Origin of the sequence: Rhodococcus sp. YH3-3 (assembly GCF_001653035.1) — a bacterium.
GTDB lineage: Bacteria > Actinomycetota > Actinomycetes > Mycobacteriales > Mycobacteriaceae > Rhodococcus_F > Rhodococcus_F qingshengii.
Genome location: NZ_BCWH01000003.1, coordinates 685,173 through 701,119 on the forward strand (window position 1 = coordinate 685,173; position 15,947 = coordinate 701,119).

At 63.4% G+C, this 15,947-nt stretch carries 12 protein-coding genes; 5 read left to right on the plus strand and 7 right to left on the minus strand.

Annotation, left to right across the window (positions count from 1 at the left end):
• Window positions 1–27: 27 nt before the first annotated feature.
• Window positions 28–1,428 carry an FAD-binding oxidoreductase gene (locus YH3_RS28470; protein ID WP_064444536.1) on the minus strand — a complete coding sequence of 467 codons (1,401 nt, stop codon included), beginning with the start codon at window positions 1,426–1,428 and terminating at the stop codon, window positions 28–30.
• A gap of 122 nt (window positions 1,429–1,550) precedes the next feature.
• Complete coding sequence (locus YH3_RS28475; RefSeq protein ID WP_003942255.1) at window positions 1,551–2,399, minus strand: LysR substrate-binding domain-containing protein; 849 nt, start codon at window positions 2,397–2,399, stop codon at window positions 1,551–1,553.
• 56 nt (window positions 2,400–2,455) lie between these two features.
• Here YH3_RS28475 and YH3_RS28480 point away from each other — a divergent pair, with 56 nt between their 5' ends.
• Entirely contained in the window at window positions 2,456–2,863 is a 408-nt protein-coding gene (locus tag YH3_RS28480) for a DUF5997 family protein (RefSeq protein ID WP_037129978.1), read from the plus strand.
• Window positions 2,864–2,916: 53 nt separating this feature from the next.
• Here YH3_RS28480 and YH3_RS28485 read toward each other — a convergent pair whose 3' ends face one another.
• The 3 genes from YH3_RS28485 to YH3_RS28495 form a co-directional block, all read right to left on the minus strand.
• Window positions 2,917–5,421, minus strand: a complete 2,505-nt coding sequence (locus YH3_RS28485) for an RNA helicase (protein ID WP_003942173.1) — start codon at window positions 5,419–5,421, stop codon at window positions 2,917–2,919.
• 26 nt (window positions 5,422–5,447) lie between these two features.
• The gene (locus tag YH3_RS28490) at window positions 5,448–6,485 is read right to left on the minus strand and encodes an alpha/beta fold hydrolase (RefSeq protein ID WP_007732813.1); all 1,038 of its coding nucleotides are present in this window, start codon (window positions 6,483–6,485) and stop codon (window positions 5,448–5,450) included.
• A gap of 181 nt (window positions 6,486–6,666) precedes the next feature.
• A complete protein-coding gene (locus YH3_RS28495) occupies window positions 6,667–7,626 on the minus strand; it encodes a proteasome assembly chaperone family protein (protein ID WP_003942198.1) in 960 nt (319 codons plus the stop codon).
• Window positions 7,627–7,981: 355 nt separating this feature from the next.
• Between YH3_RS28495 and YH3_RS28500 the strand changes: the two genes are divergently transcribed.
• Window positions 7,982–8,737, plus strand: a complete 756-nt coding sequence (locus YH3_RS28500) for a sensor domain-containing protein (protein ID WP_007732815.1) — start codon at window positions 7,982–7,984, stop codon at window positions 8,735–8,737.
• Between the two features lie 155 nt (window positions 8,738–8,892).
• Entirely contained in the window at window positions 8,893–10,014 is a 1,122-nt protein-coding gene (locus YH3_RS28505) for a DUF4192 domain-containing protein (RefSeq protein ID WP_193777209.1), read from the plus strand.
• Here the strand turns inward: YH3_RS28505 and galE are convergent.
• Complete coding sequence (gene galE / locus YH3_RS28510) at window positions 10,011–11,000, minus strand: UDP-glucose 4-epimerase GalE (protein WP_003942257.1); 990 nt, start codon at window positions 10,998–11,000, stop codon at window positions 10,011–10,013. The genes YH3_RS28505 and galE overlap by 4 nt on opposite strands.
• A gap of 8 nt (window positions 11,001–11,008) precedes the next feature.
• Window positions 11,009–11,695: a metal-dependent transcriptional regulator gene (locus YH3_RS28515; protein WP_003942150.1), complete on the minus strand. Its 687-nt coding sequence runs from the start codon at window positions 11,693–11,695 to the stop codon at window positions 11,009–11,011.
• A gap of 176 nt (window positions 11,696–11,871) precedes the next feature.
• Between YH3_RS28515 and YH3_RS28520 the strand changes: the two genes are divergently transcribed.
• Window positions 11,872–13,143: an acetoin utilization protein AcuC gene (locus tag YH3_RS28520; protein ID WP_003942159.1), complete on the plus strand. Its 1,272-nt coding sequence runs from the start codon at window positions 11,872–11,874 to the stop codon at window positions 13,141–13,143.
• Entirely contained in the window at window positions 13,136–15,847 is a 2,712-nt protein-coding gene (locus tag YH3_RS28525) for a bifunctional GNAT family N-acetyltransferase/acetate--CoA ligase family protein (protein WP_030536893.1), read from the plus strand. Before YH3_RS28520 ends, YH3_RS28525 begins: the two co-directional genes overlap by 8 nt.
• The last annotated feature ends 100 nt before the right edge of the window (window positions 15,848–15,947 follow it).

Here is a 15,947-nt window from a genome sequence, read left to right on the forward strand (position 1 = left end):
GTAACTCGTTCGACGTCGACGTGAAAGCTAGTCGAGAGAGCCTTCTTTCACGGCAATGACCGCTCCGGGATTGAGAATTCCCAGCGGGTCGAGCGCATCCTTGACCTTGCGATTGAGGGCCATGACGTCTTCACCCAACTGTGACGGCAGCCAGTCGCGCTTGAGTCGACCCACCCCGTGTTCGCCGGTGATCGTGCCGCCGAGCGCGATGGCGAGATCCATCACCCGTCCGAATGCGATCTGTGCGCGTTCGGACATGTCCGGGTCTGCGGGGTCGAAGACGATGAGCGGGTGGGTGTTTCCGTCTCCGGCGTGCGCCACCGTGCAGATCAGGACGTCGAGGTCGTCTGCGATGGCTTCGACCCCGGTTACCAGCTGGGGGAGTGCGCGCATGGGAACGCCCACGTCTTCGAGAAGCAGACTTCCCATCGCGAGCACGGCCGGGAACACCGCTCGCCGTGCCGCCGCAAAAGCGTCACCTTCGGCCTGGTCATCGGTGGCGAATACTTCGGTGGCTCCGTTGTTTTCGCACGCCTGAACAATCGTCTCGATTTCCAGCACGCCTGCCGCGCCGGGTGCGTCGGACTGCGCGAGCAGTAGTGCGTGAGCCTTGCGGTTGAGACCCATGCGTACCGAATCCTCGACAGCATTGATACTGGCGTGATCCATGAACTCGAGCATCGCCGGACGCATGTTGCTGGTGATCGCCAAGACCGCGTCGGCAGCTTCTTGTACTGAGTCGAACGACGCGACGACGGTTGATGCGGGCGGCTGCGCGGGAATCAAACGCAACGTGATTTCCGTGATGATGCCGAGAGTGCCCTCGCTGCCCACGAACAGTTTGGTGAGTGAGAGTCCGGCGACGTCCTTGAGAAGGGGACCTCCGAGGCTGACAGCTGTACCGTCCGCCAGCACGACCCGGAGTCCGAGAACGTAGTCGGTGGTAACTCCGTACTTGACGCAGCAGAGTCCGCCGGCGTTGGTGGCTGCATTGCCGCCGATGGAACAGATCTCGAAGGACGACGGGTCAGGTGGGTACCAGAGTCCGTGTTCTGCGGCTGCTTTCTTGACCTCGGCATTCATCAAACCGGGCTGCGTAACCGCCACCCGGGCGACCGGGTCGATCGTGATCTGTCGCATTCGCTCAGTGCTGACCACGATGCAACCGTCGACGGCGCTGGATCCACCGGACAGGCCCGAGCCGGCACCTCTGGGAACCACCGGTACGCGATTGGCGGTTGCCCATCGCATCACGGTTTGGATGTCTTCGGTGCACGTAGCGCGAACCACGGCAGCGGGGTGGCCGGCGGCCGGATCGGCAGCCCAGTCCTGGCGGTAGCCCGCGGTCACGTCCGGATCCAGCAGGACGGCTCCCTCGGGGAGTGCCGCTACCAATTCGTCGAGGGCTGAAGAACTCGCGGGAGTCATACTCTCATCATGCTCGACGGAGTTCGACGATGCGCCAATTCGCGAGACCACAGCCCGAGTCTGTCGCGCCTGATCAGTTCAGCATTGTCCGGCAGCGATCCTCCGAGTTGCCAGTTGAAGCCCTAGCGGCCCTTCTGCTTTCCGGAGAACCGGCCACCCGAACTCTTGGTCCCACCGGACTTGCCGCTGCCTGATTTGCCGCCCGCCTTGGCCTTACCGGAACCGGCGTTGCGTCCGGATATGTTCTTTGCGGTGCCGGCGCCCTTAGCTTTCTGCCCGTTCTTGGCAGCTTCTGCGCGACGCTCGCGGGCCGCGATCTTGGCCTTGACGGAGCCCTTGATCTTCTCCGCCGGCTCACCGTTTCGGCCGCGGGAACTCTGCGCCGTTCGGCCCCGCACGATGCCGATAAGTTCCTCGACCAGATCTGTGGTCTTGGACTCCATCCATGCCAAAGCCACAGGAGCCTCGGGCGCACCGTCCACCGGACGGAAGGTCAGGTCCTTGCGATGGTGGAACCGCGCCAGCGAATGGGGAACCACGACAACTCCGACGCCGGCGGCCACCAACTCGATGGCGTCGGCGATGGTCGCGGGTCGCTCGGCGGCGGTCTTTCCGGGACGGGTCGGCCAGTCGAGTCTGTCGTCGAGCGGATCGAGCACTATCTCGTCGGCCAGATCGTCGACGGAAATCTGATCGACAGTAGTGAACACGTGATCTTTCGGTACCACCACCACCGGGGTTTCCGCATACAGCGAGATGGCGCTGATGCCGGTCCGGTCGATCGGCAGTCGAACCAAACCTGCATCTGCTTCACCGGCGCGAAGTGCAGCTTCGAGTTCGAGAACCGGGAACTGAACAAGTTCCAGACGCACCTCGGGGAGCCGCTCGTGCCACACCCGGACCCACTTGGTGGGCGTCACCCCCGGGGCGTACGCGAGTCGAAAAATTGCCTGACTATCCGCGTCTGTCACCAGGCAAGGCTACCGCCTTGGTAAAAGCACCCGTATCGGCTGGTTACTCTTGTTGCATGACGTCGAACAAAACTCCCCAGACGATGAAGCCGACGACGGCTGCCAAGAAGCTGGGTGTGTACCTGGAAGCAACACCTGCGCAGTTCCAGGAAGGCGACGTGACTCGTGACGAGCTGACCGCTCTGCAGACCGATCCGCCGGAGTGGCTGCTGGAGCTGCGACGCACCGGACCGCATCCTCGCCCGGTCATCGCAGCCAAGCTGGGCGTGTCGATCGCCGGCCTGGCCCGCGGCGGCGTCGAAGAAGCACTCACCACGGATCAGATCGCCGCACTCCTCGAAGAGAAGCCCGAATGGCTCGAAAAGGAACGCGCTGTTCAGGCCGACGTGCGGGCCGAGAACGTTCGCATCAAGGAAAAGCGCGCTGCTCGCCGCAACCAGCCGCGGAAGGCTCGAAGGGGCTGACGCCCCCTGTGCGCCTTTTTGGTAGCGCCGACTACCAGAAAGGCGCACAGGCGCTAGCCTTCTACGACGCTCAGCTCGTCGAACACGATTTCACCCGCGGCATCCGATTCCGGGATGTCGACGACGGCAAGCAGTGCCCATCCGTGATCGCCCTCCGGATCCTCGAGCACCTGCCGCACCCGCCAGAACTCACCCTCTTCGGTGACCTGGAAGAGCGCCGGCCCGCGCGCCGATGGCCCGGTTCCGATTGTTGCGTACTCCTCGAAGTACGGGAGTAGTTGCTCCTCCCACTCGGCGGCGTCGATACCGTCCTCGAGGTTTTCCAGCTCGTTCCACTGCCGACGCGACGCGAGGTCGATGCGTCGGAACATCGCATTGCGCACCATGACGCGGAATGCGCGCGGGTTCGCCGAGATGGGACGGGGAATGTCGGCGCCGAACGCAACCTCTTCCGTATCTGCCTCGGCTCCGGGGTCGGTGAGTGACTCCCATTCGTCGAGCAGGCTCGAGTCGACCTGACGGATCAGCTCGCCCAACCACTCGATGATGTCTTCGAGTTCCTCGGTGCGCGCTTCCGTCGGGACGGTCTGTCGCAGCGCGCGGTAGGCGTCGGCGAGGTAGCGCAGGACGAGGCCCTCGGACCGGGTGAGTCCGTAATGGCTTATCAACTCGGCAAACGTCATGGCGCGTTCGATCATGTCGCGCACCACGGACTTGGGGGAGAGGGCGAACTCGGTGATCCACGGGTGGCCACCCCGGTACATTTCGAAAGCCGGGAACAGCAAGTCCGACAACGGTTTCGGCCACGTAACCTCTTCGAGGAGTTCCATGCGCTCCTCGTACTCGATGCCGTCGGCCTTCATCTGCGCAACCGCTTCGCCACGAGCGAAGTGCTGCTGCGCCATCAGAACCTGACGCGGATCGTCGAGCGTCGACTCGATGATCGAGACGACATCGAGTGCGTAACTGTCGGATTCGACGTCGAGAAGTTCGAATGCCGCCAAGGCGAACGGTGAGAGTGGCTGGTTCAAGGCGAAGTCGCGTTGCAGGTCCATCGTCAACCGAGCCATGCGGCCGTACTCGTCGGGTTCGTCGAGGCGTTCCACGATGCCGGCGCTGAGCAATCCGCGATACAGCGAGATCGCTTTGAGGATGTGCTTGCGCTGCGCCGGACGCGATTCGTGGTTGTCCTCCAACAGGTGCCGCATCGCGTCGAAGCAGTTACCCGGGCGGGCAATGACATTGAGCAGCATCGAGTTGCTGACCGAGAATCGCGACACCAACGGCTCGGGCGAGGCCGCGACCAAGCGATCGAACGTCGCTTCGCTCCAGGACACAAACCCCTCGGGAGCCTTCTTGCGTTGAATCTTCTTGATCTTCTTCGGATCGTCGCCGGCCTTGGCGACTGCCCGCAGATTCTCTACTTCGTGTTCCGGTGCCTGTACGACGACGGTGCCCATCGTGTCGTAGCCTGCACGACCCGCGCGACCGGCGATCTGATGGAACTCGCGGGCTTTCAGATGTCGAGTACGGACACCGTCGTACTTGGCCAGACCCGTGAGCAGCACCGTGCGGATCGGGACGTTGATGCCGACGCCGAGGGTGTCGGTACCGCAAATCACCTTGAGAAGCCCGTCCTGTGCGAGAACTTCGATGAGCCGTCGGTACTTGGGCAGCATGCCCGCATGGTGAACGCCGATGCCGTGCCGAACCAGGCGGGAGAGTGTTTTTCCGAACCCGGTGGTGAAGCGGAAACCACCCAGCGCCTCGGCGATCGCTTCCTTCTCTTCTTTGGAACAGAAATTGACGCTCGTCAGTGCCTGGGCGCGTTCGAGGGCGGCGGCCTGCGTGAAATGCACGATGTAGACGGGGGACTGGTTGGTGGTCACCAGATCTTCGATGGTTTCGCCGACCGGCGTGGTCGCGTACGAGAACATCAAAGGCACGGGGCGTTCTGTGCCGGAGACGACGGTGGTGGGTTTCCCGGTACGCCGCGTCAGATCTTCGGAGAAGAAGTCGACTTCACCGAGAGTTGCCGACATCAACAGGAACTGGGCGTGCGGCAACTCGATGAGCGGAACCTGCCACGCCCAACCTCGATCGGGTTCGGAGTAGAAGTGGAACTCGTCCATCACGACCTGGCCGATATCGGAGTTCGGGCCCTCGCGCAGTGCAAGATTCGCGACGATTTCGGCCGTCGCACAAATGATCGGCGCCGACGAGTTCACGGCGGCGTCGCCGGTCATCATGCCGACGTTCTCGGCACCGAAGACCTCACACAGTGCAAAGAACTTCTCGCTCACCAAGGCCTTGATCGGCGCTGTGTAATAGGTGCGCTTGCCGAGCGACATCGCATAGAAATGCGCGCCGATCGCCACCATCGACTTGCCTGACCCGGTCGGCGTCGCAAGGATCACGTTTGCACCCGAGACCAACTCCATGACGGCCTCTTCTTGGGCCGGGTAGAGCGTCAAACCTCGTTCGATGGTCCACGAAGAGAAGGCGTCGAAAACGGAATCAGGATCCGCGTTGTCGGGGAGAAGTTCCGTCAGCAGCACTCGTACAGGCTAGCCGCAACCGTGGATCAGGTTGCGCTTCGCTCGTCCGAGCCCATGGCGTCGAGCACCGCCATGCGGGTGGACGACGTTCCGGTGATGGTGTTCTCGCCGACCCCGGAGATCAGCATGTGGCGCCAGCGAGCCTCGTCGAAGACGAGTGGTGCGGTGCTGGAAAGAAAATCTTCGACGATCTGCAGGAAACGCATCGGATCGTCGCGGAACGGGAAGTGGCCCGAGCCGCGGAAGACTTCGAGCCGTGAGTTCGGCATCGCCGCGTGCGCGAGGTGAGCGTGGGAGACGGGAATGACGGAGTCGTCGTCGCCCCAGATCAGTTGAACCGGCAGATTCTCGGTCAGATAACAGCGGTCGAGCATCGTGACGACCTGTCCGCGCCAGTCCACGACGGCCCGCAGCGTACGAAGGTAGGCCTCGTAGGCAGTGGGGTCGGGGAGATCAGCGAGCACGCGAATCAGGTCCGGTGTGTCATGCAACATGGTGCCGGGACGCAAATTTGAACCGTGAACTACGCCGGCAAGGTTCCCGGCCATCCGGACGAGCGGCATCGCACCAGGTATCCGGAGCAGCTTTACCACCTCGTTGACCACCGGAACGGACATGAGGCGCAGTAGCGGATGGACGTCCTTGGTGACGCCACCGGCCGAGACCAGCACGAGGCGATCCACCATGTGTGGGAATTGGTAGGAGAACTGCATCGCTACGCCGCCGCCGAGCGAGTGCCCGATGACGGTGACGTGCTCGATGCCGAGCGTCGACAGAAGATCCCGCATGCCGTTGGCGTACGCGGCTACCGAGTAATCCGCGCGTGGCTTGTCGGAACGGCCGTGACCCAACAGGTCAGGTGCGATGACCGTGTACTTCTTGGCGAGGTGGGGAATGATCTCGGTCCACGTCGACGAGTTGTCGCCGATTCCGTGCAGGAGCAGTACTGCCGGACCCTCGCCGGCTATCCGAAATGCGCGTCGGTAGCCGTGAATCGTCCGGAACATCATCCGCGGTTCCTCGTCGGGGACCGGTCGGAGCTGACGGTTCCGTGGTCTGCTCATGTCGCCTCCTGGCTCGGCGTGTGACCACGTTGACTGTCTGCTCCAGTTGTTGAGCCGTCAACGAAAATCACACAGAGTTTGAGGCTATCCGACGGATGTGTCCTGAACAACAGCCCAGGTAACGGAGGGGTTGCGGAATGCGCACAATGTCGAATTATGCGCCCCGCCCGTCACATTTTCGTCAGTTGTCGCCTCGATCGAGGTCTCCAGCTGAGCCGAAGTCGTCATTTCCTGCCTGTTCGGCCAGGAACTTTTCGAACTCTGCGCCGATCTCGTCACCGCTGGGAAGGTCGGCCTCGCCGGCCAGAAGGGACGACTGTTGTTCCTGAGCGGCGACAAAAGTGTCGTATTGACGCTCCAAAGCGTGGACTACAGTCTGAACTTCTTCGTTCCCGGCTATGTGCTCGTTAACCTGTTCCCGAACGCGCGCCGCGGCCTCACCCAGTGCCACCAAGGGCAACTCCAGATCCGAAACCTCGGAAACGTTTTCGAGCAAAGTTTCTGCGGCGCCCGGGTAGTCCGTTTGCGCGAGGTAGTGGGGGACATGCACCGAAAAGCCCATCGCCTCGTGCCCGTGCTGAGACATACGAAGCTCGAGCAGTGATGATGCGCTGCCGGGAACCTGCAGTTCACCTGACCAACGCTGATGGTCCTGGATCAGGTCCTTGTTGGTCGAATGTGCTGTCACACCGAGCGGTCGGGTGTGCGGGATTGCCATCGGAATCGCGTTGAGTCCGATGGTTCGACGCACTCCCAACTGTTCGGACAACAGTCGAACAGCTGTGGTGAACCGCTCCCACTTGAGGTCCGGTTCCATCCCTGCGAGCAGCAGGAACGGCGTGCCGGCCGTATCGCGCAGTGCGTACAGATTGAGCGCCGGAGCGTCGTAATCGGAGAAATGATCGGCCTTGAACGTCATCGTCGGTCGACGCGAGCGGTAGTCGATCAGCTCGTCGACAGCAAACGACGCGACAAGCTCGGTCTCGAGGCTTTCGCGCAGATGCGTCGTCGCCAACTTCACGGCGTGACCGGCGTCGGAGTAACCCTCGAGTCCGTGAATCAGGATCGGTCCCTGGCCGTCGGCAGCCGCCAACTGGGGCGCCGGAAATTCCAGCTCGTACATCCTCGACTGTTCGTCCATCGCAGTCCCCTTCGCTCTTCGGTCTTGATCTCAAGTGTCCACTATCGGCGCACGCTCGACAGCATCGGAGTCAGGTGCCCGACAGCACTGGATCAGACGTTCATCGGTAAGAACACCGAGTCGGTGACCGATCATTCCCGATCCGACGAGACGGGCGTTCGCCGAGAGCGAAGCTGAGCGGTATCTTTCGACACTTGGCCTGGGCGTTCGCTAGATGTCGGGTGCGCGGCTTCGGACATGGCAGAGTGGAACACAAGGTCGGCACGGCTGATTTGTCCGAAATGGATTGGTCGATTGTCGGGATCGGTCGAGTGCGGAGGCTTACATGCGGGTGTGTCCACGATCGTCCAGGCGAGTGGCCGCATGCTCACTTGCTGCGGTGGCCGCCGTTGCACTACTCGCGGGCTGCTCCGGGTCTGTCCAAGGAGCACCCGTTCCGGACTCCGCGCCGGCGACTGCCGGTGCGACCGACAGCGGCACGGCGGCGCCGAGTACGACGGCTGCACCCAAATCCTCGACGCCGAAATCCACCTCTCCGAAAACGGCGGCACCGCTGTCCGAACTGCTGCTGACTCCCGAGGAATTCCCCGAGCCCTTCGGCGCTGTTGTGCTGCCCCCGCAGGCCGTTCCGATGGCAGCGCCGGATCTAGTCGGCGTCCCGCGCGGTGCCACCGTCGATCCGTCCGAATGTGAGCCACCGGAACAGGATTACGGTCCGAACGGGACCGTGATGGCGGTCGGGACCGACAACGCGACGAGGGCAACGATTTCGGTTGAACTCACGAAGGTCGATGCACCACTGGACGAGTTGGAAGCGCAAACTCGGCAGTGCCCGTCCATGACTGTCACTGCGAACGGCGTCACTACGGCAGTGACGACGGAAATTCTTCCGCCGTCGCCGATCGATGCCGACAAGACGATGTCACTTCGCCGCACTGTCGTGTCTCCCAAGGCCACAGCCGGTGATCAGACGATGCTGACCTTGATCGCGCAGGTCGGCGACGTACGGGTGGCGACAACACTGATGACGTTCGGTTCTGCGACGCCCTCGACGGCACCGCTGGATCAAGCGTTCACTGCAGCCGTGCAGAAGGTCAAAGCAGGCAAGTGATTTCGCAGCACACAGGTACGACAAGTAGCGGAGCTGCTCGGTGCGGCGCGGTACTTGGTCCCCAACAAATGCGGTAATCCACAGACGAGTTGGACGCAGCTGTTTTCCCTGGTCGAGCAGACGGCCGGGTCAGGGTGATCAGCGACGGTGTGTGCATGACGACATCACCTCTTCCGGGAGAATTCGAATTCTCCGACGACGACCTTGCCGCCCTTCTCGGATGCGTCGAACGCGTCTCCGATCCAGGCGAATTGATCGCGGCAATACCCGCACTCCTGGGCTTCCACCCGTCCAACTCTGTGGTTGCGCTGTCTCTGATGGGCGCCTCCGCCTCGACGCTCGGACCAGTGATGCGGCACGACTACTTTCCCAGTGTCAGGGGAAAGCCCGCGAGGCAGATGAGCGCGGCGCTGCGCCAGTTCGCCGCCGTCTGTGACGGGGAAGGCGCGCGTGCGGTCGTTCTCGTGGTGATCACCGATTGCTCGGCAGCTGAAACTCTGATCGATGAAACCATCGAGCTGGCCGAGGTATTCGAAGACATGCTCGGCGGAACCTGCGTCGAGCTGGCCGACGTATTGTGCACGGCCGCAATAGAATCTGGCCAGCCGTGGACGAGCGTCATGCGTTCGATTCACCGCGGCACCCTGCCAGACCCGGCATCTTCGTCGGTTGCGGCAGCACAGGTGTTGGGCGGGAGGGTCATTCGCCGTTCGCGTGAGGAACTGGTCCGGTGGGTACACGGCGCCGCTCGCAATCACGACACGATTGCCCGACTGATCGCGAGCCGACGAGAGTCGAGCGCGCACAGAGGGGGACCGAGCGGTGAAACCGCAGTTCAGCGCCGGATCGATCTGGTGTTGGAACATGTCCGCCGTGTCGAGGCAGGCGCTCACCGCCCTGACCCGCAGGAATGCGCCGATCTGGTGGTCGCATTGACGGACGTACGCGTGCGCGACGTGGTGCTGGGATTGGCGATCACGTCCGTTGCGGCACATGCTGAGCAATTGTGGCTCGTGCTCACCCATGAAGTACCGTCGCCCGAACGAGCTTGGCCGGCAACACTTCTCGGCTTCTTTGCTTACGTGCGTGGCGACGGCCCTCTGGCAGGTGTTGCGCTGTCGGCCGATTCGGAACACACCTTGGCGGGATTGCTGGATCTATCGCTGCAATCCGGTGTGCGCCCCGACGGAATCCGTGACCTCGCGGCCGTCGGATTGTCCATCGGGGAATCGCTCGGAATCACCGGCTTGCCGCCGGCACTGCCGAGTGGAAGCTAGCGAGCAGCGTGTGAGCGGTCGCCCAGATCCTGGAGGAACTGCCATGCGTCGGCGACGATGACGTCGAGATCGGTACGCGTGGGCGTCCAACCGAGCTCGGCAATCGCCTTGTCGCTCGATGCGATCAGTACCGCCGGATCACCTAGCCGTCGTGACGCGTCCTCGACGTTGATCGGCAGGCCGGTGACCCGCGCACAGGCGGCGATCACCTCGCGCACGCTGAAGCCGGCACCGCTTCCGAGGTTGTAGATGCGGTGCTCGCCGGGAACCGAGGATTCGAGCGCCAGTAGATGTGCTTCGGCGAGGTCCAGCACGTGGATGTAGTCGCGTACCGCGGTTCCGTCCGGCGTGGGCCAGTCGGTTCCGAAGACCGAGATCTTGTCCCGCTGTTCGAGCGCGACCTGCAGGACGAGTGGAATCAGGTGGGTTTCGATCACCCGGTTCTCGCCGGCGGACTTGTACGCACCTGCGACGTTGAAGTAGCGCAAGCTCGTCGCACCGAGGCCGTGGGCGATCGAGTACGAGGTGATCGCATGATCGATCGCGAGCTTGGTCGCGCCGTACGGATTGGTGGGGCGGGTCGGAGCGGTCTCCACGATGGGGGACTGCTCCGGTTCGCCGTACGTAGCTGCGGTGGACGAGAACACGAGGCGCGGAGTACCGGAGACACGGATCGCCTCGAGCAACTCGATGGTCGTGACGACGTTTCCGCGCCAGTACTTTTCGGGGTGCAGCACCGATTCGCCGACCAGCGACTGCGCCGCGAAGTGAAGCACACCGTCGAAAACCGGTGAACCCGCACTGCCGAGGACGTCGGCAGCAAGCGCTCCCACGTCTCCTTCGATGAACTCGGCACCGGCAGGCACCGCGTCGGCATTTCCGGTGGAGAGGTCGTCGATGACGACAACCTCGTGTCCACGCTCGAGCAACACAGTGCTGCACACACTGCCGACGTAACCGGCGCCGCCGGTGACCAGGAGTTTCATCTACTTCCTCAGACCTGCTTGACCTGAACGGCGTGAGCCATTTCCTCGGACAGGTCGAACCCGCTGTGACCCGGCACGATGATCGTCACCGAGCCCGGACGGGTTTCGACCGTCACCCTGGCGTCGGGAACGACGCCGGCGTCACGCAGCTGCGCGATCACCTCGGGATCGGACTGCACGTGCTCGGCCAGTCGCCGAACGACCACAGCTGTCTGTGCGCCGTGCGGAATATCGGTCAGGCGCACCAATGTTTCGGTGGTGGCAACCGGGCCGTCGAGTCCCAACTGGTCCAAGCCCGGAATCGGGTTGCCGTAGGGCGACGTCGTGGGGTTGTTCAGAACGACGACGAGCCGACGCTCGACCTCCTCGCTCATCACGTGCTCCCAACGGCATGCCTCGGCATGTACGTCTTCCCATTTGAGACCGATGACGTCCACCAGCAGGCGCTCTGCCAACCGGTGCTTACGCATGACAGAGATCGCGAGATCGCGACCCTTGTCGGTGAGTTCCAGATGTCGATCGCCGGCGACCATCAGCAAGCCGTCACGCTCCATACGCGCAACAGTCTGGCTGACGGTGGGTCCGCTCTGTTCGAGCCGTTCGGCGATCCGCGCCCGGAGTGGGACTACGCCCTCTTCTTCCAAGTCGTAGATCGTCCGGAGATACATCTCCGTGGTGTCGACTAGATCCTTCACACTCAACCCCTTCGTCAGTTGATCATTCTACCGTTCAGTTCGTGGTTCCGGTGCCGCCTCCACCGCGGCGAGTCCAGCGCGTGTCCGAATTGGATTCGTGTCACTCGATCTCGGTCTCCGAAGCGGGCCACGAGTGTGGTGTGCAGCACGAAACGAGAAGGAAGTAGCGTGATCCCATGACCGCGTCGATCAGATCTGACGGGGACCCCGCGGCGTCTCGAGCGAATCGAGTCGTGGTGTGGAGTCCGGAGTACCTGAGCTATCGGTGGAGCGCCGATCACCCGATGAATCCCACTCGCCTCGATCTCACGATGGCACTCTCGCGAAGCCTCGGACTTCTCGAGGGCATCGAATTTCTCGAACCGAGTGCCGCGTCCGATGCCGACCTCCTCAGAATCCACACACCGGCATATCTTGCAGCGGTCAAAGACGCGGGTAACTCTGCGAACAACGGTGTGAGCGGCCAGGATGTTCCCCACGGGCTCGGTACCGAGGACAACCCGGTCTTCCCGCACATGCACGAAGCCAGTGCGATCCTCGCCGGCGGCTCGCTGGCCGCAGCGCAGGAAATCGCTTCGGGACGTACGAGGCGCGCGGTCAGCATCGGCGGCGGCATGCACCACGCGATGGCGGATTGGGCCTCTGGATTCTGCGTCTACAACGATGCGGCGGTTGCGATTTCGTGGCTGCTCGACAACGGCTACGACCGCATCGCCTACATCGACGTCGACGCTCACCACGGCGACGGAGTGCAACATGCGTTCCTCGGGGACCCGCGGGTGCTCACGGTCTCGCTGCATCAGCACCCGGCAACCTTGTGGCCGAACACCGGATGGTCGAGCGAGGTCGGCGACGGGGCCGCCGAAGGTACGGCGGTGAACATCCCGGTGCTGCCCGGAACCGTCGACGCGTTGTGGCTGCGTGCATTTCACGCCGTCGTCCCGGGAGCCATTGCAGCCTTCCGCCCGCAGATCATCATCAGCCAGTGCGGAGTCGACTCGCACCGCGAGGACCCGCTCGCGGATCTCGCCCTCACCGTCGACGGTCAGCGCGCCGCGTTCCTGGCGATGCGTGACCTCGCCGACCGCTACTCCGAGGGGCGGTGGCTGGCAGTCGGAGGCGGGGGATACGGACTGGTGCGCGTCGTGCCGAGGGCATGGACTCACTTGATCGCTGCAGCGCTCGATCGCGAGATCGACGTCGACACCGCTGTCCCGGAAGACTGGAAGGAATCGACGAAGCTGCGAGCGCCGAGCGTCGACCTCCCGCCGACCATGGGGGACGGCGGCGATGTCGCCTACACGCCGTGGGACGGCCCGGGTGGTACACCGGAGACAGGTGTCGCCTCGGTGGACCGTGCACTCACCCGTATCGACTCGGCGATCATCGCGACACGTCGCGCTTCGTTCCCGCTACTCGGACTCGACCCGGAGGATCCCCGTGACTGAACAGTCCGATACCGAAGCTGCAGGCGGCGAGGCGAGCGGCCAGGCGCCGAAGACCGACCCCGCTCACACCTATCCCCATTCCTGGGTAGTCGATGTTCTCGCCTCCGACGGCGGAGCGGTGGCGTTGCGACCCATCGTTCCCGAAGACGCGGACAAGCTCGTCGAATTCCACGGCAAACTCTCCGAGCGCACCCGGTATCTGCGCTACTTCGGCCCGTACCCCACGATGTCGGCGCGCGACGTCAAGAACTTCACGACGGTCGACCACCACAACCGCGTGGCGTTCGTGATGATGCTCGGCGACGAGATCATCGCGGTGGGTCGATACGAGCGACTGCTCGACGTCGGTGACGGAAAGTCTGCCGAGGTCGCCTTCGTCGTCGCCGACGCACACCAGGGGCGCGGCCTCGGCCCGATCCTGCTCGAGTACCTGGCAGCGGCAGCGGCCGAGAACGGTCTGACGATGTTCGTCGCCGAGGTCCTCTCCGAGAACCGCAACATGGTGACGGTGTTCCGTGAGGCGGGGTATCAGGTGAGCCGCTCTTTCGACGGTGGCGTGCTGAGACTCGAATTCGCGATCGACCCGACGGAAGCGCTTGTTTCAGTACGTAATTCGCGTGAGCGGGCAGCTGAGGCCCGCAGCATGGGAAACGTGCTCAGCCCGCGATCGGTGGCGGTGATCGGCGCATCAGCGGACCCGGCCAAAGTGGGTAACGCGGTGTTGACCAACCTGCTGCGCGGCGGATTCACCGGACCGGTCTATCCCGTCAACGCAGAGCATCGTTCGGTACACGGCGTTCGGGCATATCCGACGGTTCGTGACATCCCCGACGACGTCGATCTCGCCGTCGTGGCTGTACCTGCAGAATCGATCAATTCGGTACTTGACGACTGCCTCGACAAGGGCGTCAAAGCGCTGGTGGTCGTCTCGTCGGGCTTCAGTGAGAGTGGTCCGGACGGGCGCTCGTCCGAACGCAAACTGGTCCATGCAGCGCGCGCTCACGGTATGCGCCTCATCGGCCCGAATGCGCTGGGTGTCGCGAACAACGACCCGGCGATTTCGTTGAATGCGACGCTCGCGCCGGTCTTGCCGGTGGCAGGCAACGTCGGCTTCTTCTGTCAGTCCGGCGCGCTCGGTATCGCCATTCTCGACGAAGCCGCTCGCAGCCGAATCGGATTGTCCGCCTTCGTTTCCGCCGGTAACCGTGCGGACGTCTCGGGTAACGACCTTCTGCAGTACTGGGATTCCGACCAGTCCACCGAAGTGGTCCTTCTCTATCTGGAGAGCTTCGGCAACCCACGGAAGTTCTCTCGCATCGCGCGTCGAGTTGCGCGGAAGAAGCCGATCGTCGCAGTGAAGAGCGGTCGGCACGCGGTTCCGCCGGTGCTCGCCGCCACCGGAGTCGAGATCGACGATTCGATCGTCCGCGCCCTCTTCGAACAGGCGGGCGTCATTCAGGTCGGGTCCATTTCACAATTGTTCGACTGCGCCTTGCTCTTCGGATACCAACCGTTGCCCGCCGGCCCCCGGCTTGCGGTCATCGGCAACTCGACCGCGCTCGGTGTCCTTGCTGCGGACGCGGCCCGCAGTGAAGGTCTGCAGGTCAGCGACCCGGTCGACCTCGGCGCCCAGGCGAGTCCGGAACTGTTCGCCACTGCCGTGCGCGACGCTTTGGCGTCGTTCGACGTCGATGCCGTCATTGCCGTCTTCGTTCCTCCGGTCGCCATTCCGGTCGAGCCGTTCGCGAAAGCACTCAAGGACGCCGTCGCAGGCTCGGACAAGCCGATTCTCACCACGTTCCTCGCAGCTGAGGGTGTGCCGGACGTCCTGGCGGTTCGTGACGAAGTCGGTAACCCGACCCGCGGTTCGGTGCCGTCCTACCCGGGGCCGGAGCGTGCCGCCCTGGCGTTGGCGAGGGCTTGGCGATATGCGGAGTGGCGCAGCAAGCCTGCGTCGAAGGTGGTTCGCCCCGTGGGTATCGACTCCGAGCGAGCCCAGAAGATGGTGGCAGATTGGCTTGAAAACTCTCCTGGCCGTTGGCTTTCAGATGTGGAAGCGGCGGCGCTGCTCGAGTGTTACGGGGTCGCCGTCGTCGAATTCCGTTCGGTCCTGAGCGAAGACGAAGCAGTAGAGGCAGCGGATGCTGTCGGCTACCCGGTCGCGGTCAAGGCAACCGGCGAAATGTGGCGACACCGACCGGATCTGGGCGGTGTCAGGCTGGATCTGAGTGGACCGGAATCGGTGCGCCTCGCTTACCGAGATCTTGCGGCAGCGTCGGGTGAACCGCTGCTGCACGTGCAGAAAATGGCAACCAAGGGCATCGGATGTGTGGTTGGTGTCCAAGACGACCCGTCGTTCGGTTCGCTGATCTCGTTCGGGCTTGCCGGTGTGATCTCCGATCTCCTCGGTGACCGTGCCTATCGCGTACTGCCTCTCACCGAGGACGCTGCTACGGAATTGATCGACGCGCCCAAGGCCGCGCCGCTTCTCTCCGGATACCGCAACGCCGTTCCGGTCAACAAGGGTGCGTTGGTTGATCTGGTCCAGCGCATCTCGGCGCTGGCCGACGACATTCCCGAAGTCCGCGAACTGGCCTGTGAGCCGGTACTCGCTTCGGCTACCGGCGCGGAGATCACCGATTCACGTGTCCGAATCGGACCTGAGCCGAGCGCAATCGACCTGGGGCCCAGGCGGCTGCGGTAGACACAGCGAACAACACCGGCCACCGCACATTCCCGAGGGGGAGGGAAGTAGCGGTGGCCGGCGCTTTGTGCGGTGCGTCAGCGCGAGTGGTGTGGCGCGC

Coding starts and splice junctions, on each gene's coding strand:
- YH3_RS28490 (WP_007732813.1), bottom strand. CDS start 6,485: ATGAGCAGACCACGGAACCGTCAGCTCCGACCGGTCCCCGACGAGGAA.
- YH3_RS28520 (WP_003942159.1), top strand. CDS start 11,872: ATGACCGCGTCGATCAGATCTGACGGGGACCCCGCGGCGTCTCGAGCG.
- YH3_RS28470 (WP_064444536.1), bottom strand. CDS start 1,428: ATGACTCCCGCGAGTTCTTCAGCCCTCGACGAATTGGTAGCGGCACTC.
- YH3_RS28480 (WP_037129978.1), top strand. CDS start 2,456: ATGACGTCGAACAAAACTCCCCAGACGATGAAGCCGACGACGGCTGCC.
- galE (WP_003942257.1), bottom strand. CDS start 11,000: ATGAAACTCCTGGTCACCGGCGGCGCCGGTTACGTCGGCAGTGTGTGC.
- YH3_RS28495 (WP_003942198.1), bottom strand. CDS start 7,626: ATGGACGAACAGTCGAGGATGTACGAGCTGGAATTTCCGGCGCCCCAG.
- YH3_RS28505 (WP_193777209.1), top strand. CDS start 8,893: ATGACGACATCACCTCTTCCGGGAGAATTCGAATTCTCCGACGACGAC.